The organism is Ralstonia sp. 22111 (assembly GCF_052045895.1).
In the GTDB taxonomy this organism is placed as follows: Bacteria; Pseudomonadota; Gammaproteobacteria; order Burkholderiales; family Burkholderiaceae; genus Ralstonia; species Ralstonia wenshanensis.
Window position 1 is genome coordinate 555,205 of record NZ_JBQEPR010000001.1, and the last position, 22,862, is coordinate 578,066.

Genomic DNA, 22,862 nt, shown 5'->3' on the forward strand with positions numbered 1-22,862 from the left:
GGGTGCCGCGGCCGGCACAGCGATCATGCAGATGCGCACCCGGGGCTACACCGGGCGTCGGATTATTGATCTGCGGGCGCGGCGGACTTGAGTTGCGCTTCCAGCGCGGCCACGCGCGTTTCGAGTTCTTCCAGTCGCGCACGCGTACGCGCCAGCACTTGCGATTGCACGTCGAATTCCTCCCGCGTGACCAGATCGAGCTTGGAGAAGCCCTGCGTCATCATCGCGCGGACGTTCTTCTCGATGTCGGCCGCCGGCGAGTTGCGCAGCGCTTCGCTTACGCGATTTTGGAAGTCGGAAAAGAGATCGGTCGGTTTCATGTTGTTTGCTCCGTGGGTCATGCTGTCTGCGCCAAGCCGGTGCATGCACCGCAACTGTGCGAGGAAATTGCTGTGCCGTGGTGCGAAGGCCTGCGTTTGGCGCGTGGTTTCGGTGCTGCCGGCCGCGATGGTACCGGCTGAGCGCTTCGAACGGCACACCTTGCGTCAAATCTCGCTGCGATGCGACATTGGCGGCGCCACAAAAACGGGGACAGAACGACGGGTCGCAGTTTCCGGTCCCGGCCGTGCAGGCCACTGCATAAGGCTGAAATCACTCTATCACATGGTTTTTATCGCGCCATGGCGGTGTAGGCCACCATGGCGGAAAGCCGCCTCTAGCAACCTTTGGCGGGCCACTGTTGCCACCCGGCGCGACCCGTCCCCAATTCCTTACGCTTTCCGCTGCCGGGGCAGCGTGTCGCTGTAACCGAAGACGCCCTCCAATCCGACGACATCAACATGGCATGACAGTTGCAGAACTGGTGCGATTTTTTTTCCATTGCCGTTGCGACTTTCTAAAGGGGGAGAGCCGTTATGAAGAAGTTCGCGTATGCAGCCAGCCTTGTACTGTTGACCGGTGCCGTTGCCGGTGTGAGCCAATCCGCCATCGCGCAGTCCGCACCTGCGGCTGATGCGCCGGCCGCCGCGCCCGCGCCAGCACCTGCCGCGCTCACGGCCAACGTCACGCTGGCCAGCCAATACCGCTATCGCGGCATCATGCAGACCAACAACAAGCCGGCCATCCAGGGCGGCTTTGACTACGCCATTCCGGGCGGTGTGTTGCCCGAAGGCTTCTACATCGGTAACTGGAACTCGTCGATCAGCTGGTTGAGCGATTCGAACTCGAACGTCTCCGCGCCGATCGAGATGGACTTTTACGGCGGCTACAAGACCGAGATCGTCAAGGACGTGCCGATCGACGTGGGCGTGCTGCAGTACTACTACCCGGGCAGCTATCCCGATGGCTTCACGCGTCCGCACACGACCGAAGGCTATGCGCAGATCGGCTACGGCCCGGTCACGTTCAAGTACTCGCACGCGTTTTCGAACCTGTTCGGCACGCCCGATTCGCATCACAGCCAGTACTTCGACCTGTCGGGCAACTTCGACACCGGCTTCTGGGGCCTGACGCTGAACCTGCATGCCGGCTACCAGCAAGTGCCGCACCAGGCCGTGCGCGCCTCGTATGCCGACTGGAAGGTCGGTGTGACGAAAGACTTCGGCAACGGCTGGGCGGCGTCGCTGGCCTATATCGATACGAACGCTTCGCGCGCCTTCTACACGAACACGCGCGGCAACTACATGGGCAAGGCCACGGCCCTGCTGTCGATCACCAAGACTTTCCAATAACGATGCGCGGCGGTGCTCCGGTGCCGCCGACCGAGGAGGAACCAGCATGAAACTCATCATGGCCATCATCAAGCCGTTCAAGCTCGACGAGGTCCGCGAGGCATTGTCCGAAGTGGGTGTGTCGGGCATTACCGTCACGGAAGTCAAGGGCTTCGGACGCCAGAAGGGTCATACCGAGCTTTACCGCGGCGCGGAGTACATCGTCGACTTCCTGCCTAAAGTAAAGATCGAGGTGGCCGTGCCCGACGACGTGGTCGAGCGCGCCGTCGAGGCCATCGAAAAATCTGCGCGCACCGGCAAGATCGGCGACGGCAAGATCTTCGTGGCCGAGGTCGAACAAGTCATCCGCATCCGCACCGGTGAGACCGGCGGCGACGCCCTATAAGCCCCAATCCGCCAAGGAAGAGGTCAAAACATGAAAACCTGGTTCACACGATTCCTGACGGCTGGGGCCGTCGTTGCCGTGCTCGCAGGCGCCGTGATGTCGGCGCCGGCCGTGGCACAGGACAAGCCGGCGGCTGACGCTTCGGCGCCGGCCGCCGCGGCCGCAGCCTCCGAGCCGGCCGCTGCTGCACCGGCTGCAGCGCCCGCCGCCGCGGCTGCTCCGGCCGCCGCAGCTGCTGCGCCTGCTGCACCCGCCGCCGCTACGCCTGTTCCCAACAAGGGCGACACGGCGTGGTTGCTGATCTCCACCGCCTTCGTCATCCTGATGACGCTGCCGGGTCTGGCGCTGTTCTACGGCGGCCTGGTGCGCAAGAAGAACATGCTGTCCGTGCTGATGCAGTGCATGGGCATCTTCTCGCTCATCATCATCCTATGGGCCGTCTACGGCTACAGCTTCGCGTTCACCGAGGGCAACGCGTTCTTCGGCGGGCTGGATCGTCTGTTCCTGAAGGGCCTGACGCCGGATTCGGTGGCAGCCACCTTCAGCAAGGGCGTGGTGGTGCCGGAATACGCGTACTTCGCCTTCCAGGGCGCGTTTGCGGCGATTACCTGCGCGCTGATCATCGGCGCCTTCGCCGAGCGTGCGAAGTTCTCGGCTGTCCTGCTGTTCGTGGTGCTGTGGTTCACCTTCAGCTACCTGCCGATCGCACACATGGTCTGGTTCTGGCCGGGTCCGGACGGCTTTACCGACGCCAAGGCGGCCGAGGTGATGACGGCCAAGTCGGGCTGGCTGTTCCAGAAGGGCGCGCTGGACTTTGCCGGCGGCACCGTGGTGCACATCAACGCCGCAGTGGCGGGTCTGGTGGGCGCCTTCCTGTTCGGCAAGCGCATCGGCTTCGGCCGTGAGGCGCTCAAGCCGCACAGCCTGACGCTGACGATGGTCGGTGCCTCGCTGCTGTGGTTCGGCTGGTTCGGCTTCAACGCCGGCTCGGCCCTGGAAGCCAACGGCAGCGCCGCACTGGCCTTCGTCAACACGCTGCTCGCAACCGCCGCAGCCGTGCTCTCGTGGAGCTTCGGCGAGTGGTTCGGCAAGAGCAAGCCGTCGATGCTGGGTGCTGCATCGGGCGCTGTGGCCGGCTTGGTTGCCATCACGCCGGCTGCCGGCTTTGTCGGCCCGATGGGTTCGATCGCGCTCGGCATCATCGCCGGCCTGCTGTGCCTGTGGGGTGTGAATGGCCTCAAGCGCATGCTGGGCATGGACGACACGCTCGACGTGTTCGGTGTGCACGGCGTGGGCGGTATCCTCGGTGCGCTGCTGACCGGCGTGTTCGCGGCACCGAGCCTCGGCGGCACCGGCATCTACGACTATGTCGCCAACAAGGTTGCCGACGATTACTCGATCGCGGGCCAGCTGTGGATCCAGTTCCAGGGCGTGGCGACCACGGTCATCTGGTCCGCAGTGGTGGCGTTCATCTCGTACAAGATCGTCGACGCCATCGTCGGCCTGCGCGTGCCGGAAGAAGAGGAGCGCGAGGGTCTGGACATCACGTCCCACGGCGAAACTGCCTACGAAGACTGATCCGCTTACTCATCCTGCAAAAGACCCGGCTGCGCGCCGGGTTTTTTGTTGTGCCAGCCCTGAGCCGGACGTCCTTAAGTCCGATGTAAAAAACCTTCAATTGCCTCTCGTTATGCGGGCGCTTACATTGCAGACGTGGTTTCCTCCACCTGCAGAACGCTCCCCGTATCTGTCAGGCTATTCCCCAAGCGCGGCAGCCCCGCGCTTTTTTTTGTCCGCTTTTTTTGTGTGGCCTGCTGCACTGCCGCACTGCGCCTCTTGCGAATCCTCGCTCCTGACCGCATATCGATAGCCCGCTGTCGTCTGCAAGCTATTGCCTGTTCCTCTACAATCGGAGTGGGCGATAAATAACATCAATAGGAAAGGGTATGGTTCCGCACTTGATCACCGCGCTGAACGGGCCGCTGCTTGAGCTCGAGCAGAAGATTCTTGACGCCACGCCCGCCATCGAACGCTGGTTCCGCCTGGAATGGCAGGAACACACGCCGCCGTTCTACTGTTCCGTCGATTTGCGCAACGCCGGCTTCAAGCTGGCCCCGGTCGACACGAACCTGTTCCCGGGCGGCTTCAACAACCTTGCGCCCGAGATGCTGCCGCTGGCCGTGCAGGCCGCCATGGCCGCCATCGAGAAGATCTGCCCGGACGCCAAGAACCTGCTGCTGATTCCCGAGCGCCACACGCGCAATATGTTCTACCTGCAGAACGTCGCGCGTCTGTCGCAAATCATGCGACAAGCGGGGCTCAATGTGCGCCTCGGCTCGCTTTCCGAGGACATCACCGAGCCGACCCCGATCGACTTGCCCGATGGGCAGCGCCTGGTGGTCGAACCGATCAAGCGTATCGGTACCAAGGGCCGTCGCGTGGGCATGGAGGACTTCGATCCGTGCTCGATCCTGCTGAACAACGATCTGTCGGCTGGCGTGCCGCCCATCCTCGAGAACATCCACGAGCAATATCTGCTGCCGCCGCTCCATGCCGGCTGGTCGCAGCGTCGCAAGACCAACCACTTTGCCGCCTACGACGAAGTGGCCAAGAAGTTCGCCAAGCTGATCGACATCGACCCGTGGATGGTCAACCCGTACTTCACCAAATGCAGCGGGCTGGACTTCCATGAGCGTGCCGGCGAGGAAGAGCTGGCTCACGCCGTGGAGACGGTGCTCAAGAAGACGGCCAAGAAGTACAAGGAATACGGCGTGACCGAGACCCCCTACGTGGTGGTCAAGGCCGACGCCGGCACCTATGGCATGGGTGTGATGACCGTGCGTGATCCTTCCGAGGTCAAGGGCCTCAACCGGAAGGAGCGCAACAAGATGAGCGTGGTCAAGGAAGGCCTTGAGGTCTCCGAGGTGATCGTGCAGGAAGGCGTGCACACCTTCGAGAAGATCAACGAAGCGGTGGCCGAGCCCGTCGTCTACATGATCGACCGCTATGTGGTGGGCGGTTTCTACCGGGTTCACACGGGCCGCGGCGTGGACGAGAATCTCAACGCGCCGGGCATGCATTTCGTGCCACTGCCGTTTGCGTCGAATTCGCTGCCGGACAGCCATGCAAAGCCTGGCGCCGGCGAGCCGAACCGCTTCTATATGTACGGTGTGGTGGCGCGCCTGGCGCTGCTGGCTGCCTCGCTCGAGCTTGAGAAGACCGACCCCAACCCGCTGATCTGATCGGCCGTACCCCGCTGCAGAAGGAACTGCCATGCGCATCCTGTTCATCGTCGATCCACTGTCGACGTTCAAGACCTACAAGGATTCCACCTTCGCGATGATGCGCGAGGCGGCGGCGCGCGGCTACGCCATCTACACGTGCCTGCAGTCGCAGCTCACGCTCGCGAACAACGTGGTCGAAACCGTGGCCACGCCCATCGCCCTGACCGGCGACGAGCACGACTGGTATCGCGCCGGTGATGCGCGCCTGCTGCCGCTGACGGGCTTTGACGCGGTGCTGATGCGCAAAGACCCGCCGTTCGACATGGAGTACGTCACCAGCACGTGGCTGTTGGAGATTGCCGAACGTCAGGGCGCGCGCGTGTTCAACAAGCCGCAGGCGATTCGTGATCATTCGGAGAAGCTCGCCATCGCGCAGTTCCGAGAGTTCACCGTGCCGACCGTCGTGTCGCGCGATGCCAAGCGCTTGCGCGAATTCCACGCCGAGCAGGGCGACGTCATTTTCAAGCCGCTCGACGGCATGGGCGGTGCGGGCATCTTCCGCGTGGGGCCCGATGGCCTGAACCTTGGGGCGGTCATCGAATCGCTCACCGACAACGGCGCGCGCACGATCATGGCTCAGCAGTACATTCCTGCGATCCGTGAGGGCGACAAGCGCATTCTCTTGATCGGCGGTTCGCCGGTGCCGCATTCGTTGGCGCGCGTGCCGATGGCCGGTGAAGTCCGCGGCAATCTGGCTGCGGGTGGTACCGGCAAGGCGCAGCCGCTGTCCGAGCGTGATCAAGTGATTGCGCATGCACTTGCGCCCGTGCTCTGGCAGCGTGGACTGCTGCTCGTCGGCCTGGACGTCATTGGGGATTACCTCACCGAGGTCAACGTCACCAGCCCAACCTGCTTCCAGGAAATCACTCAGCAGACGGGCTTCAATGTGGCCGGAATGTTCATCGATGCACTGGAGCGCGCCGCGGGCAAGAGCAGCGGATTGGCGCGCAAGCCTGCCTGAAATGGCGGCATGGCCCCTCCGCCGAGGGTCCTCCACAAGGGGGAGGTCCGGTACAAGGCCGCTCAATTGCGCCAAATGGCCCTGATACAATCGGCGTTATACCGATTCGCTTTTCGATCATGGCAGGGATTCTGATCATCGCTCATGCGCCGCTGGCAAGCGCACTGCGCGATTGCGCTGCACACGTCTATTGCGGTCAGCCCGAGCGGCTGGGCGCAATCGATGTCCTGCCCGATGCCGAGCCGGCTGCTGTGCTGGCTCAGGCGCGCGACAAGCTCGCCGAACTCGTTGAGGCCAACGGCGCGCTGGTGCTGACCGACATCTTTGGGGCCACGCCCGCCAATATCGCTTCGCGCCTTGCCGATCCGGGCCGCGTGCGCGTGCTGGCTGGCGTGAATCTGCCGATGCTCGTGCGCGCTATCTGCTATCGCTCCGAAAAACTCGAACAACTTGCCGCCAAGGCCCTGGCCGGTGGCGCGCAAGGCGTACTGCAGGTCGGCTCGACAGCCGTTCAGAACCAGGTTGCCAACCATCCGGACAAATATGCTGCAGAGGGATATCACCATCATCAATAAGCTCGGGCTGCATGCCCGCGCCTCCGCCAAACTCACGCAGCTCGCCAGCAAGTTCGACAGCCAGATCAAGATGTCGCGCAACGGCCGTCAGGTCGACGCCAAGAGCATCATGGGCGTGATGATGTTGGCGGCCGGCATCGGCTCCACCGTCACCCTGGAGATCGACGGCCCCGACGAGCACGACGCCATGGATGGTCTCGTCGCGCTCATCAACGATCGCTTCGGCGAAGGCGAATAACTCGCCCGCCGCATTCCACTTCAACGTCGCTCTGGCCAGCGTCTATGCCTTTTACCCTGCACGGTATTCCGGTCTCGCGTGGCATCTCCATCGGCCGCGCCCACATGCTGGCGCGTGCGGCGCTTGATGTGTCGCACTATCTGGTCGACGAAGACAAGGTCGACGCCGAGGTCGAGCGCTTGCGCAGTGCCCGCGCCACCGTGCGCACCGAATTGGCAGCGCTCAAGCGCGATCTGCCCACCGATGTGCCCGAAGAGATGGGCGCCTTCCTCGATGTGCACGCGATGATTCTGGATGACGCGTTGCTCTCGCAGGTGCCCGAGACCTTGATTCGCCAGCGACGCTACAACGCAGAGTGGGCGCTTACAACGCAACTTGAAGAACTGATCCGCCAGTTCGGTGAAATCGAGGACGAATACCTGCGCGAACGCAAAGCCGACATCGAGCAGGTGGTCGAACGGATTCTGAAGGTGCTGGCCGGCGCACCCGCGCTGGCACCCGCGCCAGTGGCGGTTGGCTGCGATCCGGATGCCGGCATGATCGTCGTCGCGCACGATATTGCGCCGGCCGACATGCTGCAGTTCCGCGGCCAGACCTTCGCCGGTTTCGTGACCGATCTCGGCGGCCGCACCTCGCACACCGCCATCGTGGCGCGCAGCCTCGATATTCCGGCGGCCGTGGGTGTGCATAACGCGAGCACGCTGATTCGCCAGGACGACATCGTCGTCATCGACGGTGACAACGGCATCGTCATCGTCGATCCGAACACGTCCATCCTCGAGGAATACCGCCATCGCCGCAGCGAAGGCGAATTGCAGAAGAAGCGTCTCGAACGCTTGCGCCATACACCCACCGTCACGCTCGACGGTACGCAAATCGATCTGCAGGCGAACATCGAAATGCCGGAGGATGCGGCCGCTGCCGTCAAAGCGGGCGCCGTGGGCGTGGGCCTGTTCCGCTCCGAGTTCCTCTTTATGAACCGTCGTGGCGCGCTGCCCGACGAGGAAGAGCAGTTCCGCGCCTACCGCACCGCCGTTGAATCGATGATGGGCCTGCCTGTCACGATCCGCACCATCGACATCGGTGCCGACAAGCCTCTGGACATCCGCGACGACGTGTTCGAGACCGCGCCCAATCCGGCGCTCGGTTTGCGTGCGATCCGCTGGTCGCTGTCGGAGCCGGCGATGTTCCTGACGCAGTTGCGCGCGCTGTTGCGGGCGTCTGCGTTCGGGCCCATCAAGATTCTTGTGCCGATGTTGGCGCACGCTCGCGAGATCGACCAGACGCTGGAATTGCTGGCACGCGCCAAGGCTTCGCTCGACGCCGACGGCCTGGCCTATGATCCGGGCATCAAAGTCGGCGCCATGATCGAGATTCCGGCCGCCGTGCTCATCCTGCCGGTGTTTTTGCGCCGCATGGACTTCCTCTCGATCGGCACGAACGACCTGATCCAGTACACGCTCGCCATTGACCGTGCCGACAACGCGGTTGCGCATCTGTATGACCCGCTGCATCCGGCGGTGCTGCAATTGATCGCGCGCACCATTCGCGAGGCCCATCAGGCGGGCAAGCCGGTTTCGGTGTGTGGCGAGATGGCCGGCGACGCCACCATGACGCGCCTGCTGCTGGGCATGGGCCTGACCGAATTTTCGATGCATCCGTCGCAACTGCTGAGCGTCAAGCAGCAGATCCTGCGCGCGGACCGCCCCCGCCTGATGCGCGAGGCGGACCGCCTGCTGCACGCCTGCGAACCCGCCGAAATCGAAGAGGCGCTGGGCGCGCTGGCGCGGGCCTGACACGCGGTTCTCTCAAGCGCCGGCTGCACCTAGTGTCGCGCCGGCGCATCGCGCTCACGGGGCGCCGTCCTCTGCAAGTGATTGAAATTGCACGTCTTTCTCTCAAAAGACGGCTTGCCTGCACCTGCATGACCCTCCGCGCAGAATGGGGTCGAACAAGAATTGTTCTCATTTCGATTCTCTGTTATTCTGGTTTTACAGCGCGTTCTGAGCGCTGCGGAGGAACCCCCGTGTACGTCTGTATCTGCAACCAAGTGACCGACCGCGAAATCCATGGCGCCGCCCGTCTCGGCGTGTCGACGATGGACGAACTCGCTGAAACGCTCGGCGTGGGTACGTGCTGCGGACAATGCCGGGACTGCGCCAAGCAGGTGCTTGCCGAAGCGGTGAGCTGTGTCCCTGTCGATCAGATTTTGGGCCGTGCAAGCACGCATGCCATAATCGAACGTCGCGACGAGCCCGTTGCCAATGATCAGGCCCTCGTGCCCGGTGCATTGGCTGCCTGATTTCCTGTCTTTTTTCTGTCGCCGCGAATTGCCGCCCAGGCGTTGAGCCTCGGTGGCATTTGTTGCTTGCTGGTCAGGCACAGGGCTCGCCTTGAACGGACGCGTGCGCGTTCATCACCGCAGTTGCACTTTGCTGGAGCCCCAAGAATGAAAGGCGATAAGAAGGTCATCCAATATCTGAACGCCCAGCTCAAGAACGAGCTGACCGCCATCAACCAGTATTTCCTCCACGCGCGCATGTACGGCCACTGGGGGCTCAAGCGCATTGGGGACCACGAGTACAAGGAATCGATTGGCGAGATGAAGCATGCTGATCGCCTGATCGAGCGCATCCTGATGCTCGACGGCCTGCCCAACCTGCAGGACCTCGGCAAGATCTTCATTGGCCAAGACACGAAAGAGATCATCGAGTGCGACCTGAAGCTGGAGCGTGCCGCACACGGCACCGTGGTCGAGGGCATCGCTTACTGCGAGTCGGTGAAGGACTACGTCAGCCGCGAAATTCTGGTCGACATCCTGGACGACACTGAAGAGCACATCGACTGGCTGGAAACGCAGCTCGAACTGATCGACAAGGTCGGCATCCAGAACTACCTGCAATCGCAGATGGAGCCCGAGGGCGAGTAAGCCTCGTCGGCGGCAAAAAAAGAAGGAGGCCTCGGCCTCCTTTTTTGTTGTGCGGGTTCGCCGCCTCAGTGTGTGCCACCGCAGACGGGGCATGACGGCTGGCGCGCGATCCGCATCGTCGTCCACTCCATCGATAGACCGTCGAGCATCAGCAGACGACCGGCAAGCGGACGGCCGATACCGGCGATCAGCTTGAGTGCCTCCGCGGCCTGTACCGTACCGACCATGCCCACCAGCGGCGAGAACACGCCCATCGTTGCACACGCTACTTCGGGTGCAGGCTCGTCGGGCGGGAACAGGCAGGCGTAGCAGGGGCCGCCGGCACGGCTGTCGAATACGCTGATCTGACCGTCAAAGCGGATGGCGGCGCCCGATACCAGCGGCACGCCAGCCTGCACGCAGGCCAGGTTGGCGGCCTGGCGAGTGCCGAAGTTATCGGAGCAATCCAGTACCACGTTCACGCCATCTAGGCGTGCAACGATTGCATCCGCATCGAGCCGGCGCTGCACGGCATTCACGCGAACGTCCGGGTTCAGCCGGGCGATGGCCGCCTGCGCGGATGCCACCTTCGGTTGCCCGACCGATTCGGTTGTGTGGATGATTTGCCGCTGCAGATTGGTCAAGTCCACCGTATCGTCGTCGACGATGGTGAGCGTGCCCACGCCTGCCGCCGCCAGATAGGGCAGGGCCGCAGCACCCAGCCCGCCCGCACCGATGACGAGCGCGTGGCTCTCAAGCAGGCGCGTCTGTCCCTCGATGCCGATTTCGTCGAGCAGGATATGGCGCGAGTAGCGCAGCAGTTGATCGTCGTTCATGGTGGTGCAATGAAAAAGGCCGTGCAGTGCACGGCCTCGTAAGTTTGCCAGTGTTTGCCGGCCGGTGTCTTAACGGGCGCCGGTGGGCTCCGGTGCGGGCTGCACGCCGCTAGCGGGAACATTCGGCTTCGGTGCGGCCGGCTCGGAAGCCGGCGCCGCCTTGCCCTTGGGCAGCTTGGCCGGCGCGCTCGATTCCTTGGCCGCCGGCGATTTCACCGCCTTGTCCGGCACCGCAGCCGCCGCCGCTTCCAGCACCGACTTCGAGCGCTTGACCGGCTGACCCTTCAGGTCGGCAACCGCTTGTTGCAGCATGAAGTCTTCTGCTGAACCGAACTCGATCGGCTTCTTGTTACGCTCCTTCTCGCGCTGCTCGGGCGTCTTCTTGGCGTTTTCCTCTTCCAGTCGACGCAGTTCTTCGATGCGGCGCTTTTCGCGCTCGGTCATCTCGGCTTCTTCCGATTCCTGCTTGTTGTGCAGGTGGCGTTCGGTGTCGATTTCGCGCGTGATCAGCGCATCGTCCGGGTCACCGTCCGGGTTCTGGTCAACCGGAATATCCGGGCGGATGCCCTTGGCCTGGATCGACTTGCCCGACGGCGTGTAGTAGTACGCGATGGTCAGCTTGATGCCGGTGTCGTTCGACAACGGACGCACCGTCTGCACCGAGCCCTTGCCGAATGTCGTCTTGCCCATCGTCTTGGCACGGTGATGATCCTGCAGCGCGCCGGCCACGATTTCGGAGGCCGAGGCCGTGTACGCGTTGGTCAGCACGATGATTGGCACCGTCTTGAACTCGGGGTCCAAACCGACCAGCGGATCGGAATCAAAGTTGCTCAGGCGGTAGTTGGCGAAGGTCGCCTTGTACGTACGCTTGGCATCCGGCACCTGGCCGTTGGTCGACACCACCGTCACGTCCGGCGGCAGGAAGGCAGCCGACACGCCAACTGCAGCCTGCAGCACGCCGCCGCCGTTGTTGCGCAGATCCAGGATCAGGCCCTTGAGGTGGGCGTCTTGTTTGGCCAAGTCGTTGAGCTTCTTGGCCAGGTCCGGCACGGTGCGTTCCTGGAAGCTGGTGATGCGCACCCAAGCGATGCCGTTGTCCAGCATCTTGGCCTTGACCGACTGCACCTGGATCTCGGCGCGGGTGATGGTCAGCGGGAACGTGCGCTCTTCCTTCTTGCGGTAAATCGTGAGCGTGACCTTGGTGCCCGGCGCGCCGCGCATGCGCTTGACGGCTTGCTCCAGCGGCATGCCGCGCACGGGCTTGTCGTCGATGCGGGTAATCAGGTCACCCGGCTGCACGCCAGCGCGGAAGGCGGGGGTGTCTTCAATCGGGTTGATGACCTTGACCAGGCCTTCTTCCTGCGAGATCTCGATACCCAGCCCGGCGAAGCGGCCCTGAGTCCCTTCCTGCAGCTCCTGGAAGTCCTTCTTGTCCAGATAGGCCGAATGCGGGTCGAGGCTGGCGACCATGCCCTTGATCGCTTCGGTCAGCAGCTTGTCGTCGTCCACGGGCTCGACATACTCGCGCTTGATCTGGCCGAAGATGTCCGCCATGAGCCTGAGTTTCTCCAGCGGAAGCGGCCCGACCGTCGCGTTTTGCGCAGTGGCGGAGAGCTGGAGCGTCGCCAGCACCCCTGTGACGAGGCCGATGGCGATCAAGCTGATGTTCTTGAGCGAAGTTCGCATGTGTCGAGCGTGGACGTGGGAACAGTAGATAAACATGGCCCGGGACGGCTCGCGCACATCCCGGGCTACAGGCTTCGACAGTATAAAGGCGTTGGAGTGCCGTAGCGTCCGTTACGGATTATTTCGACTTGCCCTGGCTGGCCACTGCGGCAAGCGATGCGGCAATCGCTTCCTGGTCGCCCAGGTAGTAATGGCGGATCGGCTTGAGGTTGGCGTCCAGCTCATACACAAGCGGCGTGCCGTTGGGGATATTGAGGCCGACGATGTCTGCGTCGGAAATGCCGTCCAGGTACTTCACCAGCGCGCGGATGCTGTTGCCGTGCGCGGCGATCACCACGCGCTTGCCGCTCTTGATGGCCGGTGCAATCGATTCATCCCACAGCGGCAGCACGCGGGCGACGGTGTCCTTGAGGCATTCGGTCAGGGGCACCTGTTCGCGCGTCAGGCCCGCGTAGCGCGGATTGCCGAAGACGTCGTTCGTTGCGCCGGGCTCGAGGGCGGGCGGCGGCGTATCGTAGCTGCGGCGCCAGATCAGGACCTGCTCGTCGCCATATTGCGCGGCAGTTTCGGCCTTGTTCAGGCCCGACAGCGCGCCGTAGTGGCGCTCGTTCAGGCGCCATTCATTACGGGTCGGGATCCACATCAGATCCATTTCATCCTGCACGTGCCACAGCGTGCGGATCGCGCGCTTGAGCACCGAGGTGTAGGCCAGGTCGAACGTGAAGCCGGCTTCACGCAGCAGTTTGCCGCCTTGGCGGGCCTGGGCGATGCCTGTGTCGGTCAGGTCGACGTCGACCCAGCCGGTGAAGCGGTTCTCCAGATTCCACGTCGATTCGCCGTGGCGGATGAGGACGAGCTTGTGCATGACTGCCATGATGAGAAGTGAGAAAACCTGCGTGTGGCTAGCTGCGGCGACGTATCGTACGTCATCGTGCAGCCGCCGAAACCGACTATTTTATAATGCCGCGGGCATTGGGCTCCCGAATCGTTCGGCTGATGTTTGCCCACTAGACTTGCCCCGACCCATCCCAGGAAACCGATACCGTGAAGTTCTTCGCCGATTACAACAACCTCGCACTGCTTGCCGTCGCCATCGTTTCCGGTCTGCTGCTGCTCTGGGCGCCCATCCAGCGCCGTATCGCGGGCGGTGGCGGCGCCAAGGTGAGTGCTCCGGTGGCCACCCAGCTCATCAACCGCCGCAATGCAGTGGTGGTGGATGTGCGCGAAAGCGGTGAGTACGCAGCCGGCCATCTGCCGCAAGCCAAGCACGCGCCGCTCGGGGAGCTTGAGGGCAAGGCTTCCGGGCTTGCAAAGAACAAAGAGACCCCCATCATCCTCGTATGCCAGACCGGCCAGCGTGCTGGCCGGGCGCAAGCAGTCCTGAAGCAAGCCGGTTACAGTGAGGTGTATTCGCTCGAGGGCGGATTGGCCGCTTGGCAGCAAGCGGGCCTTCCGGTTGTGAAATAAAGATACGAGGTTGAAGTTATGGCGCACGTGGTCATGTACAGCACCACCGTCTGCCCCTATTGCGTGGCAGCGGAACGACTCCTGAAACAGCGTGGTGTCGAGCAGATTGAAAAGATTCTCATCGATCGCGAGCCCGGCAAGCGCGAGGAGATGATGACGCGCACGAACCGCCGCACGGTTCCGCAGATTTATATCGACGAGCGCCACATCGGCGGCTTCGATGATCTGTCTGCGCTGGACCGCGAAGGTGGCTTGGTTCCGTTGCTGGCTGCCTGATTCGGCGCCGCCGATCCGGCGAGCTGCACACCACACAAAAACGCCCGGCTTTGACCGGGCGTTGTAGTTTTAGGCCGGCTCTCATAGCGGGCTCCATTTGGTCATGTACCATACGCGTCTTGCGCGGCGGACGCTTCCGCCAAGCACTGACCACATTCCATTTGAAGGCGAGTCATGAGCGACCAGCAACAGCAGCAACCGGGCCAGGATGGCCAGCCGTTCTTCAACATCCAGCGCGTCTATCTGAAGGACCTGTCGCTGGAACAACCGAACTCGCCGCACATCTTCCTCGAGCAGGAACAGCCGTCTGTGGAAGTGCAGGTCGACGTCGCCGCTTCGCAGCTGGCTGAAGGCGTGTTCGAAGTGACCGTCATCGGTACGGTGACGACCAAGGTGCAAGAGAAGGTTGCGTTCCTGGTGGAAGCCAAGCAAGCGGGCATCTTCGATATCCGCAACGTGCCGGCCGAACAGATGGACCCGCTGCTGGGCATCGCCTGCCCGACCATCGTGTACCCGTACCTGCGCTCGAACATTGCCGACACCATCGGCCGCGCCGGCTTCCAGCCGATCCACCTGGCCGAGATCAACTTCCAGGCGCTGTACGAACAGCGCCTCGCCGCTGCCATGGAGCAGCAAGGCCAAGCCGGCGGCGCTGGTCTGGTGATGCCGGACGGCTCGAAGGCCACCCACTAAGTACGAGGCGCACTGCGCCAGAGGCCCGCGCCAGCCGCACGCTTGCGCGGGCTTTTTTTTTGCCCGACCTGTTGCTCGACCTTTGCCTGACCGATGTTGAACACGCGCATGCGAATTTCCGTTTTGGGTGCCGGTGCCTGGGGCACTGCCCTGGCCAGCCACGCCGCGCAATCGCACGATGTCGTGCTGTGGGGGCGTGACGCGAACCTCGTCGCGCAAATGGCCGCCACGCACATCAACGCGACGTATTTGCCGGGCATGACACTGCAGGCGTCGTTGCATTTTTCTGCTGACTTGCAAGCCGCGCTCGATCATGCGGCAGGCCACGACGGACTCGCCGTTATCGCTTCACCTGTTGCCGGGCTGGCTGACCTGGCGCGCACGATCGCCGCGCACGGCGGTGTGCACAACGTGATCTGGCTATGCAAGGGTTTCGACCCCGAGACCAGCGCACTGCCGCACGCCATCGTCGCCGACGTGCTGAAGGCGTCGGGCCGTACCGACCTTGCTGTCGGTGTGCTGTCGGGGCCGAGTTTCGCCAAGGAAGTCGCGCAGGGTTTGCCGTGCGCCATGACCGTCGCCTCGACCAGCCAGGCACTGTGCAAGCTCACGCAGCGCGGCTTTCATCATCACGCGATGCGCGTGTACGCAAGCGACGACCTCGTCGGCGTGGAAGTGGGCGGTGCCGTCAAGAACGTGCTGGCCATTGCGACAGGCGCCGCAGACGGCCTGGGCCTGGGGCTGAACGCACGCGCCGCACTGGTCACGCGCGGGCTGGCCGAGATGACGCGCCTGGGCTTGGCGCTGGGCGGCCGGCCAGAAACATTTATGGGGCTGACCGGCATGGGCGATCTGCTGCTGACCGCCACCGGCGATCTGTCACGCAACCGCACGGTCGGGATGCAGCTCGCGCAGGGCCGCTCCTTAGACGACATCCTCCACAGCCTCGGTCACGTTGCGGAAGGCGTGCGCTGTGCACGGGCCGTGGCCGCCCTGGCACGCGCCAAGGGCGTGGACATGCCGATCACCTTCACCGTCTGTGAAGTCCTGTTCGAGGGGCTGTCCGCCGCGAAAGCTGTCGAGCGCCTGCTCCAGCGTGACGCCAAATCCGAATCGGAACGCTAATCACACTTCAATAAGGGGGCGCTCGCTCAGGCGCCGCCCGCGAACCCGTTTTGCCGCCACGCCTCGAACACCACCACCGCCACGGTGTTCGACAGGTTCAGGCTGCGGTTGTCTGGCCGCATTGGCAGGCGAATCCGCTGGGAAGCGGGAAACCACTCGCGCCGCTCCTCCGACAATCCGCGCGTTTCCGACCCGAAGACAAACCAGTCGCCCGGCTGGAACGCCATGCTGGCAAACGGCGTTGAGCCGCGCGTGGTGAGCGCGAACATGCGCGTGGGATCGGGCTGCGCATCGCGCAGAAAGGCGTCCCAATCAGCGTGCACGCGCATCGTCGCGTACTCGTGATAGTCCAGCCCCGCGCGGCGCATGCGGGCATCTTCGAGCGGAAAACCCAGCGGTTCAATCAGATGCAGCTGCGCGCCCGTGTTGGCGCACAGGCGGATCACATTGCCCGTATTGGGCGGGATTTCGGGCTCGACAAGGACGACGTTGAACATGATGGGGCGGCAGGAGGCATTTCGGCGGCGAGCTTATCCACATTGGGAAGGGTTGTCACCTCGCCACAGCTTGGCACAGCTGGCGCGACACAATGTCGCATAAGCACGTAATCAGGGCGTGCGCAAGGCGACAACGTTGGTGACGCGGCTGGCGCCGGCACGTTTGAGTTGCGTGGCGATCTCGCCCAGGGTCGTGCCGGTGGTCATCACATCATCAACGACGCCGATGTGGTGCCCCACGATGCGCGCTGGTTCGGCGACAACGAATGCACCGAGCAGGTTTGTCAGCCGCTCGGCACGGTCCAGCGTGGCCTGTGCGGGGTTGTCGCGCACACGGTGCAGGGCGTTGGCGTGGGCAGGAATGTTCAATTGGTGCGCCAGCCTGCGGGCAATCTCCCACGCCTGGTTGTAGCCGCGCGAGTGCAGGCGTGCAGGCGAGAGCGGCACCGGCAGCAGTACGTCCGGCAAGTCGCCCGGCGCAGCGGCGAGTGCGTTGCCCAATTGGCCGGCCAGCCAAGCCGCCAGCGGCAACTGCGCGCGAAACTTCAAACCGGTGACGAGGTGGTCAAGCGGCCAGTCGTAGTCTGCAATGACGACAGTTGCGTCAAAGTCGGGCGCGCCGGCCAAACAGGCGTGGCAATGTCGAGCGGCGTGCCGCGACTCCAGCGCAATGGCACATTGGATGCAGCGCCGCCTGTGCAACTGCGGTGCCAGATCGCCTATGCAGCCGCTGCACACCAGGCCACCCTGAACCGCGCCGCAAAGCGCGCAGGCGCACGGCAACAGATGACGCAGGCCGGTGCGAAACCATGCCGATAACGCGTGTTTATGCATACAAAAAGCCGCTATCCAAGCCGATTTGCGGCCACAGCGCTATCGGACGGCGCCTCAAACTGCGGGCCGGTATACTTGGTGACCGCAGTATCCCGCCCCGTCTTGCTGATGTCTGATCCCGCTCTGTCCCGTCCAGCCGCTTTGCGGCGCGCCTTCGATCGCCGCGCCGCGCGTTTTGCCGACGTGGATTTCCTGCTGCGCGAAGTGGGCAGTCGCATGCAGGACCGGCTGTCCTATATCAAGGCCACGCCCGCGCGTGCGCTGGATTTGGGCTGCGGCCTGGGGCAAGGCTTGGCGGTACTGCGTGCGCAATATCCAGACGCACAGATCTGCGGGGTCGACTGGTCTTCCGCGATGCTGGCGCAGGCGCAGAAACTCGACCCACAGCGCAACGATGCCGGGTGGCTCGGCCGGCTGCTGAAGAAGCGGCCAGTCTTTGACTTTGCCCAGGCGGACTTCCGCGCGCTGCCGTTTGCCGGGGCGTCGTTTGACCTGCTGTGGTCAAACCTGGCGCTGCACTGGGATCCGGCGCCGCACGCGATCTTTCCGGAATGGCACCGCGTCACCACGGAAGGCGGCCTGCTGATGTTCAGCCTGTTCGGTCCCGATACCTTACGCGAGCTGCGCAGCGCCCTGGCTGGCATCGACGCGGGCGTCCACACGCTGCGCTTTGTCGATATGCACGACATTGGCGACATGCTGGTGCATAGCCGCTGGTCCACGCCCGTCATGGACATGGAGCAGCTGACGATTACCTACGAAACGCCGCAGGCGCTGCTGGCCGACGTGCACTTGCTTGGCGGCATGGCCGGCTTGACCGACGAAGCGGGCCGCGGCCTTGCTGGCGCCGGTCTGCACACGCCGCGCTGGCGCCAGCGGCTATTCGACGCGCTCGATGCGCAACGCAATCCCGATGGGCTGATTCCGCTCACCTTCGAAATCGTTTACGGCCACGCTTGGAAGCTTGCGCCGACCCAGCGGCAGGCGTTGGACGAGCAGGGCAGGGCGATGATTCCAATCGATCAGATCGGTCGCAAACCGCGCGCCTGAAACGGTTTTAATGCGGAAACGGCATTGACCGCACGTTGTCAAGCCGGGACTTGCATAAAGGCGCTTTACCTTGTTTGGGGTCAATCGCGGCCATATAATGCGCCAGTTTGTCGCAGCAGTCCCCCAAAGGCCTATCCCGTTTTTTGCCACGGGCGAACCGTTCGGGTATGCATCCGAGGCAGGAGTGGTTCAATGCACGACATTGAAACCGCGCTCCACCCAGCATGCGGCGCCTCCACCATCTCGGAATCGCCGCGCAAGAACTGGCTCATGAAGCGAAACTGCTCGCTTTCGACCTGCCAGATCGGCTGGTTCACCCCCTTGGTCGTCATTCCCCTGTTCGTAATCGCTTGGTTTTTTGTCTGGCAACGCGCGTGACTGGTGTCGCCTGATGCGGGGCTGGAGGTCGCGATTCTCGGATGGGCATTGCTGTACTATGCCCGCCACGCCTCCGATTATGGGCAAGTCAAGCTGGAGATGGCCGGCCCGTGATCTAGCAGGTGAGCGTCAGGCGGCGCAAGCTTGCGGACGAGCTTTCCCGGTGTTGGGACACGGGCAACCAACCCAGGTCTCATGAGCCGCGCACCGGGGCAGAGTGGAATCTGTCAATTGGGTAGATAAAAAATGAAAATGTTGAATAAGACATTGGCAAGTTTGCTGGCGGCAGGCTCCCTCCTCGCCCTCAGTCAAACGGCCCTGGCACTGGAAGACATGCCGGGCGGCCCCGCAGTGCGGCAACTCAATCTCGCGCCTCCGGTCACCAAGATCGCTGCCGAGATCCATTGGCTGCACTGGATGATGCTGATCATCTGTATCGTGATCTTCATCGGTGTATTCGGGGTGATGTTCTACTCCATTTTCAAGCACCGTAAGTCGGTGGGCCACAAGCCGGCGACGTTCCACGAAAGCACCACGGTTGAAATCATCTGGACCATCGTGCCGTTCCTGATCGTGATCGGGATGGCGCTGCCGGCCACCAAGGCCGTGGTCGCAATGAAGGACACCACCAATTCCGACCTCACCATCAAGGCTACGGGCTACCAGTGGAAGTGGGGTTACGACTACCTGAAGGGCGAAGGCGAGGGCATTTCGTTCCTCTCCACGCTCACCACCCCGCGTGACCAGATCAACAACCAGGCGCCCAAGTCGAACACATACCTGATCGAGGTCGACAACGAACTAGTCGTGCCGGTCAATCGCAAGGTGCGCATCGTCACCACCGCCAACGACGTGATCCACTCGTGGATGATCCCGGCGTTTGGCGTCAAGCAGGACGCGATCCCGGGCTTCGTGCGCGACACATGGTTCAAGGCTGAGAAGGTCGGCGTGTATCGCGGCCAGTGCGCTGAACTGTGCGGCAAGGAACATGCGTTCATGCCGATCGTGGTGCGCGTGCTTTCGCAGGACGACTACACCAAGTGGGTCGACGGCAAGAAGAAGGAAATGGCCGCCAAGGCCGATGACCCGACCAAGACCTACACGCTGGAAGAGCTGAAGTCGCGCGGCGAGAAGGTCTACACCGCCAACTGCGCGGTCTGTCATCAGCCCAACGGCAAGGGCGGCGGTCCGTTCCCGGCGCTCGATGGTTCGAAGATCGCGAATGGTCCGCTGGCTGACCACGTGAATATCGTCCTGCATGGCAAGAATGCGATGCCGCCCTGGGCTTCGGCACTCAACGATGTGGAAATTGCCTCCGTCATCACCTACGAGCGCAACAACTGGGGCAACCACACGGGTGACCTGCTGCAGCCGACGCAAGTGAAGGACGCGCGCGGCGGCAAGATGCCCGAAGGCGGTGGCGCCAAGACCGCCGCAACTGAATCCGCCGGCAAGGTGGCGTCCCAACAAGCGAACGCGGCTGAAGACCGCAACGCTGGCTGATTGATCGTCTGCGTGACGAACCGAACCCTAGGAGTTCCTCGATGAGCACCGCTGTTACGCACCCGCAAGATCACGCGCACGGTCATGGAGACGACCACGCGCACGACCATCCGCATGGCTGGCGCCGTTGGCTGTTTGCGACCAACCACAAGGACATCGGTACGCTGTACCTGCTGTTCTCCTTCATGATGCTGCTCTCGGGCGGCACGCTGGCCTTGCTGATCCGCCTTGAGCTGTTCCAGCCCGGCCTGCAGTTCTTCCACCCGGAGCTGTTCAACCAGTTCACCACGCTGCACGGCTTGATCATGGTGTTCGGCGCGATCATGCCGGCCTTCGTGGGCTTTGCGAACTGGATGATCCCGTTGCAGGTTGGCGCGTCCGACATGGCGTTTGCGCGGATGAACAACTTCAGCTTCTGGCTGCTGCCGCCTGCGGCAATGCTGCTGGTGGGCTCGTTCTTCGCACCGGGTGGCGCCACCGCTGCCGGCTGGACCCTCTATGCACCGCTGTCGGTGCAAATGGGCCCGGGTATGGACATGGCGATTTTCGCGATCCACATCATGGGCGCATCGTCGATCATGGGCGCGATCAACATCATCGTGACCATCCTGAACATGCGTGCTCCCGGCATGACGCTGATGAAGATGCCGATGTTCTGCTGGACGTGGCTGATCACGGCGTACCTGCTGATTGCTGTGATGCCGGTGCTGGCGGGGGCAATCACCATGGTGCTGACCGACCGCCACTTCGGCACGAGCTTCTTCTCGGCTGCCGGCGGCGGTGACCCGGTGATGTACCAGCACATCTTCTGGTTCTTCGGGCACCCCGAGGTGTACATCATGATCTTGCCGGCGTTCGGCATCATCAGCCAGATCGTGCCGGCCTTCGCGCGCAAGCCGCTGTTCGGCTACAGCTCGATGGTGTATGCCACGGCGTCGATCGCCATCCTGTCGTTCATCGTGTGGGCCCACCACATGTTTACGACCGGCATGCCCGTGACCGGCCAGCTGTTCTTCATGTACGCGACGATGCTGATTGCGGTGCCGACCGGCGTGAAGATCTTCAACTGGGTGGCGACGATGTGGCGCGGCTCGATGACGTTCGAGACGCCCATGCTGTTCGCAATCGGCTTCATCTTCGTGTTTACGGTGGGCGGCTTCACGGGGCTGATCCTGGCCGTGGCCCCGATCGACATCCAGCTGCAGGACACGTATTACGTGGTGGCGCACTTCCACTACGTGCTGGTGGCCGGTTCGCTGTTCGCACTGTTCGCAGGCTTCTACTACTGGGGTCCGAAGTGGTCGGGCTACATGTACAGCGAGACGCGCGGCAAGATCCACTTCTGGGGTTCGATGATCACCTTCAACCTCACGTTCTTCCCGATGCACTTCCTGGGCCTGGCTGGCATGCCGCGCCGCTATGCTGACTACCCGCAGCAGTTCGCCGACTTCAACGCCGTGGCGTCGATCGGAGCCCTGGGCTTCGGCCTGATGCAGGTGTATTTCTTCTTCTTCGTGGTGCTGCCGTCGTACCGCGGTGGCGAGAAGGCTGCCGACAAGCCGTGGGATGGCGCGGAAGGCCTGGAGTGGACCGTGCCGTCGCCGGCGCCGTTCCACACCTTTGAAGAACCGCCCCACGTCAAGTAATGCAGGTGTCGCGGGGTGGCTTGCCAATACTGGTGCCGGCCCCGCGATCCTCCGGACAACGATGTCGAATCCAGAAAAAAGCCCAACACCCGAGCAACGCGCAGCCAATCGTCGCCTGGGGCTCATCCTCGGCACGATCGCGTTGGTTTTCTTTCTGGGTGTGATTTTCAAGCGCGTGGTGTTCGGCTAGCCCGACAGGCGACGCGCCGATCGCTGGACCGAGATTTCGCGAGACCCCTATGAGCCAGACACCGGCGCAGCCGGACCCGACCCAAAACGACAAAGCCCTCGAGCGCGGCCTGAACAGGTCCATGCTCGGCAAGCTGGCCGTTGTGGTCGTGATCATGTTCGGCTTCGGTTACGCGATGGTGCCGCTGTACAAGAAGATCTGCGAGCTTACGAACATCAACGTGTTGAACACACGTGATGAAGATGGCGGCGCGCTGCGCAACTCGCAGATCGACAAGACGCGCACGATCACGGTGGAATTCGATTCGAACAGCCAAGGGCCGTTCCGCTTCCGCCCCGTCAAGAACAGCATGGATGTGCACCCCGGCGAGATCAACCAGATCGTCTACGAGGTGGTGAACAAGGAGGGGCGCACGGTCGAGGCGCAGGCCATCCCGAGTTACGCGCCCAAGCAGGCAACCGAGTTCTTCAAGAAGATCGAGTGTTTTTGTTTCAAGCAGCAGACGCTGAAGGCCAACGAGTCACGCGAGATGCCGGTGGTGTTTGTGATTGATCCGGATCTTCCCAAGGACGTGAAGACGATCACCTTGTCCTACACTTTCTTTGAAATCCACGCGCCGTCGGCCATTGCGCCGGCGATGCCGAACAAGGGAACGTGAGG

The 22,862-nt window shown here is 62.9% G+C and carries 26 protein-coding genes; 20 read left to right on the top strand and 6 right to left on the bottom strand.

Annotated elements, in window-relative coordinates; translation table 11 throughout:
- Nucleotides 1-62: 62 nt before the first annotated feature.
- Nucleotides 63-320, bottom strand: a complete 258-nt coding sequence (locus tag ACTJK4_RS02600) for an accessory factor UbiK family protein (RefSeq protein ID WP_004637064.1) — start codon at nt 318-320, stop codon at nt 63-65.
- 534 nt (nt 321-854) lie between these two features.
- On the opposite strand from ACTJK4_RS02600, the gene ACTJK4_RS02605 reads away from it, so the two are divergent.
- From ACTJK4_RS02605 to bfr, 10 genes are all read left to right on the top strand, one after another.
- The gene (locus ACTJK4_RS02605) at nt 855-1,670 is read left to right on the top strand and encodes a TorF family putative porin (protein ID WP_440815838.1); all 816 of its coding nucleotides are present in this window, start codon (nt 855-857) and stop codon (nt 1,668-1,670) included.
- Between the two features lie 46 nt (nt 1,671-1,716).
- A complete protein-coding gene (locus ACTJK4_RS02610) occupies nt 1,717-2,055 on the top strand; it encodes a P-II family nitrogen regulator (protein WP_027678364.1) in 339 nt (112 codons plus the stop codon).
- Nucleotides 2,056-2,085: 30 nt separating this feature from the next.
- Nucleotides 2,086-3,633 carry an ammonium transporter gene (locus ACTJK4_RS02615; protein ID WP_343618390.1) on the top strand — a complete coding sequence of 516 codons (1,548 nt, stop codon included), beginning with the start codon at nt 2,086-2,088 and terminating at the stop codon, nt 3,631-3,633.
- Nucleotides 3,634-4,001: 368 nt separating this feature from the next.
- Nucleotides 4,002-5,297, top strand: coding sequence for a glutamate--cysteine ligase (gshA, locus tag ACTJK4_RS02620; RefSeq protein WP_232041838.1), 1,296 nt, complete (start codon nt 4,002-4,004; stop codon nt 5,295-5,297).
- A 31-nt stretch (nt 5,298-5,328) separates the two neighbouring features.
- Nucleotides 5,329-6,300, top strand: coding sequence for a glutathione synthase (gshB, locus tag ACTJK4_RS02625; RefSeq protein WP_260803994.1), 972 nt, complete (start codon nt 5,329-5,331; stop codon nt 6,298-6,300).
- Between the two features lie 119 nt (nt 6,301-6,419).
- Nucleotides 6,420-6,875, top strand: a complete 456-nt coding sequence (locus ACTJK4_RS02630; RefSeq protein WP_232041839.1) for a PTS sugar transporter subunit IIA — start codon at nt 6,420-6,422, stop codon at nt 6,873-6,875.
- Entirely contained in the window at nt 6,844-7,113 is a 270-nt protein-coding gene (locus ACTJK4_RS02635; RefSeq protein WP_004637085.1) for an HPr family phosphocarrier protein, read from the top strand. The genes ACTJK4_RS02630 and ACTJK4_RS02635 overlap by 32 nt, the downstream gene beginning before the upstream one ends.
- Before the next feature lie 44 nt (nt 7,114-7,157).
- A complete protein-coding gene (gene ptsP, locus ACTJK4_RS02640; protein ID WP_232041840.1) occupies nt 7,158-8,909 on the top strand; it encodes a phosphoenolpyruvate--protein phosphotransferase in 1,752 nt (583 codons plus the stop codon).
- A gap of 230 nt (nt 8,910-9,139) precedes the next feature.
- Nucleotides 9,140-9,415 (top strand): (2Fe-2S)-binding protein, encoded by a 276-nt coding sequence (locus ACTJK4_RS02645; protein ID WP_024976763.1) that lies wholly within the window; start codon nt 9,140-9,142, stop codon nt 9,413-9,415.
- A 147-nt stretch (nt 9,416-9,562) separates the two neighbouring features.
- Complete coding sequence (gene bfr, locus ACTJK4_RS02650) at nt 9,563-10,042, top strand: bacterioferritin (protein WP_004637092.1); 480 nt, start codon at nt 9,563-9,565, stop codon at nt 10,040-10,042.
- Nucleotides 10,043-10,107: 65 nt separating this feature from the next.
- Here bfr and ACTJK4_RS02655 read toward each other — a convergent pair whose 3' ends face one another.
- From ACTJK4_RS02655 to gpmA, 3 genes are all read right to left on the bottom strand, one after another.
- Entirely contained in the window at nt 10,108-10,857 is a 750-nt protein-coding gene (locus tag ACTJK4_RS02655; protein ID WP_440815846.1) for a HesA/MoeB/ThiF family protein, read from the bottom strand.
- Nucleotides 10,858-10,926: 69 nt separating this feature from the next.
- Nucleotides 10,927-12,543 (bottom strand): S41 family peptidase, encoded by a 1,617-nt coding sequence (locus tag ACTJK4_RS02660; protein ID WP_440815849.1) that lies wholly within the window; start codon nt 12,541-12,543, stop codon nt 10,927-10,929.
- Between the two features lie 118 nt (nt 12,544-12,661).
- A complete protein-coding gene (gene gpmA / locus ACTJK4_RS02665) occupies nt 12,662-13,408 on the bottom strand; it encodes a 2,3-diphosphoglycerate-dependent phosphoglycerate mutase (protein WP_232041843.1) in 747 nt (248 codons plus the stop codon).
- Nucleotides 13,409-13,587: 179 nt separating this feature from the next.
- On the opposite strand from gpmA, the gene ACTJK4_RS02670 reads away from it, so the two are divergent.
- The 4 genes from ACTJK4_RS02670 to ACTJK4_RS02685 all read left to right on the top strand — a co-directional run bounded on the left by ACTJK4_RS02670 (nt 13,588) and on the right by ACTJK4_RS02685 (nt 16,104).
- Entirely contained in the window at nt 13,588-14,010 is a 423-nt protein-coding gene (locus ACTJK4_RS02670) for a rhodanese-like domain-containing protein (protein WP_232041844.1), read from the top strand.
- Between the two features lie 18 nt (nt 14,011-14,028).
- Nucleotides 14,029-14,286, top strand: a complete 258-nt coding sequence (gene grxC / locus ACTJK4_RS02675) for a glutaredoxin 3 (RefSeq protein ID WP_004633497.1) — start codon at nt 14,029-14,031, stop codon at nt 14,284-14,286.
- Nucleotides 14,287-14,460: 174 nt separating this feature from the next.
- On the top strand, nt 14,461-14,979 hold the full coding sequence (gene secB, locus ACTJK4_RS02680) for a protein-export chaperone SecB (protein WP_024973710.1): 519 nt from the start codon (nt 14,461-14,463) through the stop codon (nt 14,977-14,979).
- A gap of 108 nt (nt 14,980-15,087) precedes the next feature.
- Entirely contained in the window at nt 15,088-16,104 is a 1,017-nt protein-coding gene (locus tag ACTJK4_RS02685) for an NAD(P)H-dependent glycerol-3-phosphate dehydrogenase (protein ID WP_440815854.1), read from the top strand.
- Nucleotides 16,105-16,130: 26 nt separating this feature from the next.
- Here the strand turns inward: ACTJK4_RS02685 and trmL are convergent, their stop codons facing one another.
- Both trmL and ACTJK4_RS02695 read right to left on the bottom strand, forming a co-directional pair.
- Nucleotides 16,131-16,601 (bottom strand): tRNA (uridine(34)/cytosine(34)/5-carboxymethylaminomethyluridine(34)-2'-O)-methyltransferase TrmL, encoded by a 471-nt coding sequence (gene trmL / locus ACTJK4_RS02690; protein ID WP_092973485.1) that lies wholly within the window; start codon nt 16,599-16,601, stop codon nt 16,131-16,133.
- Nucleotides 16,602-16,712: 111 nt separating this feature from the next.
- On the bottom strand, nt 16,713-17,435 hold the full coding sequence (locus ACTJK4_RS02695) for a ComF family protein (RefSeq protein WP_440815858.1): 723 nt from the start codon (nt 17,433-17,435) through the stop codon (nt 16,713-16,715).
- A 108-nt stretch (nt 17,436-17,543) separates the two neighbouring features.
- Here ACTJK4_RS02695 and ACTJK4_RS02700 point away from each other — a divergent pair, with 108 nt between their 5' ends.
- From ACTJK4_RS02700 to ACTJK4_RS02725, 6 genes are all read left to right on the top strand, one after another.
- Nucleotides 17,544-18,485 carry a methyltransferase domain-containing protein gene (locus ACTJK4_RS02700; protein ID WP_260803989.1) on the top strand — a complete coding sequence of 314 codons (942 nt, stop codon included), beginning with the start codon at nt 17,544-17,546 and terminating at the stop codon, nt 18,483-18,485.
- Between the two features lie 192 nt (nt 18,486-18,677).
- A complete protein-coding gene (locus ACTJK4_RS02705) occupies nt 18,678-18,863 on the top strand; it encodes a hypothetical protein (protein WP_260803988.1) in 186 nt (61 codons plus the stop codon).
- 246 nt (nt 18,864-19,109) lie between these two features.
- A complete protein-coding gene (gene coxB, locus ACTJK4_RS02710; protein ID WP_260803987.1) occupies nt 19,110-20,366 on the top strand; it encodes a cytochrome c oxidase subunit II in 1,257 nt (418 codons plus the stop codon).
- Between the two features lie 41 nt (nt 20,367-20,407).
- Nucleotides 20,408-22,012 (top strand): cytochrome c oxidase subunit I, encoded by a 1,605-nt coding sequence (gene ctaD / locus ACTJK4_RS02715; protein WP_232041849.1) that lies wholly within the window; start codon nt 20,408-20,410, stop codon nt 22,010-22,012.
- A gap of 61 nt (nt 22,013-22,073) precedes the next feature.
- On the top strand, nt 22,074-22,202 hold the full coding sequence (locus ACTJK4_RS02720; RefSeq protein WP_232041850.1) for a cytochrome oxidase small assembly protein: 129 nt from the start codon (nt 22,074-22,076) through the stop codon (nt 22,200-22,202).
- A 49-nt stretch (nt 22,203-22,251) separates the two neighbouring features.
- Nucleotides 22,252-22,860 (top strand): cytochrome c oxidase assembly protein, encoded by a 609-nt coding sequence (locus ACTJK4_RS02725; RefSeq protein ID WP_232041851.1) that lies wholly within the window; start codon nt 22,252-22,254, stop codon nt 22,858-22,860.
- The last annotated feature ends 2 nt before the right edge of the window (nt 22,861-22,862 follow it).

Coding starts and splice junctions, on each gene's coding strand:
- ACTJK4_RS02695 (WP_440815858.1), bottom strand. CDS start 17,435: ATGCATAAACACGCGTTATCGGCATGGTTTCGCACCGGCCTGCGTCAT.
- ACTJK4_RS02600 (WP_004637064.1), bottom strand. CDS start 320: ATGAAACCGACCGATCTCTTTTCCGACTTCCAAAATCGCGTAAGCGAA.
- gshB (WP_260803994.1), top strand. CDS start 5,329: ATGCGCATCCTGTTCATCGTCGATCCACTGTCGACGTTCAAGACCTAC.
- ACTJK4_RS02655 (WP_440815846.1), bottom strand. CDS start 10,857: ATGAACGACGATCAACTGCTGCGCTACTCGCGCCATATCCTGCTCGAC.
- grxC (WP_004633497.1), top strand. CDS start 14,029: ATGGCGCACGTGGTCATGTACAGCACCACCGTCTGCCCCTATTGCGTG.
- ACTJK4_RS02630 (WP_232041839.1), top strand. CDS start 6,420: ATGGCAGGGATTCTGATCATCGCTCATGCGCCGCTGGCAAGCGCACTG.
- ACTJK4_RS02635 (WP_004637085.1), top strand. CDS start 6,844: ATGCTGCAGAGGGATATCACCATCATCAATAAGCTCGGGCTGCATGCC.
- ACTJK4_RS02685 (WP_440815854.1), top strand. CDS start 15,088: ATGCGAATTTCCGTTTTGGGTGCCGGTGCCTGGGGCACTGCCCTGGCC.
- ctaD (WP_232041849.1), top strand. CDS start 20,408: ATGAGCACCGCTGTTACGCACCCGCAAGATCACGCGCACGGTCATGGA.
- ACTJK4_RS02605 (WP_440815838.1), top strand. CDS start 855: ATGAAGAAGTTCGCGTATGCAGCCAGCCTTGTACTGTTGACCGGTGCC.
- ACTJK4_RS02720 (WP_232041850.1), top strand. CDS start 22,074: ATGTCGAATCCAGAAAAAAGCCCAACACCCGAGCAACGCGCAGCCAAT.
- ACTJK4_RS02615 (WP_343618390.1), top strand. CDS start 2,086: ATGAAAACCTGGTTCACACGATTCCTGACGGCTGGGGCCGTCGTTGCC.
- coxB (WP_260803987.1), top strand. CDS start 19,110: ATGAAAATGTTGAATAAGACATTGGCAAGTTTGCTGGCGGCAGGCTCC.
- ACTJK4_RS02660 (WP_440815849.1), bottom strand. CDS start 12,543: ATGCGAACTTCGCTCAAGAACATCAGCTTGATCGCCATCGGCCTCGTC.
- ACTJK4_RS02700 (WP_260803989.1), top strand. CDS start 17,544: ATGTCTGATCCCGCTCTGTCCCGTCCAGCCGCTTTGCGGCGCGCCTTC.
- ACTJK4_RS02705 (WP_260803988.1), top strand. CDS start 18,678: ATGCACGACATTGAAACCGCGCTCCACCCAGCATGCGGCGCCTCCACC.
- ACTJK4_RS02725 (WP_232041851.1), top strand. CDS start 22,252: ATGAGCCAGACACCGGCGCAGCCGGACCCGACCCAAAACGACAAAGCC.
- gshA (WP_232041838.1), top strand. CDS start 4,002: ATGGTTCCGCACTTGATCACCGCGCTGAACGGGCCGCTGCTTGAGCTC.
- bfr (WP_004637092.1), top strand. CDS start 9,563: ATGAAAGGCGATAAGAAGGTCATCCAATATCTGAACGCCCAGCTCAAG.
- trmL (WP_092973485.1), bottom strand. CDS start 16,601: ATGTTCAACGTCGTCCTTGTCGAGCCCGAAATCCCGCCCAATACGGGC.
- secB (WP_024973710.1), top strand. CDS start 14,461: ATGAGCGACCAGCAACAGCAGCAACCGGGCCAGGATGGCCAGCCGTTC.
- ptsP (WP_232041840.1), top strand. CDS start 7,158: ATGCCTTTTACCCTGCACGGTATTCCGGTCTCGCGTGGCATCTCCATC.
- ACTJK4_RS02610 (WP_027678364.1), top strand. CDS start 1,717: ATGAAACTCATCATGGCCATCATCAAGCCGTTCAAGCTCGACGAGGTC.
- gpmA (WP_232041843.1), bottom strand. CDS start 13,408: ATGCACAAGCTCGTCCTCATCCGCCACGGCGAATCGACGTGGAATCTG.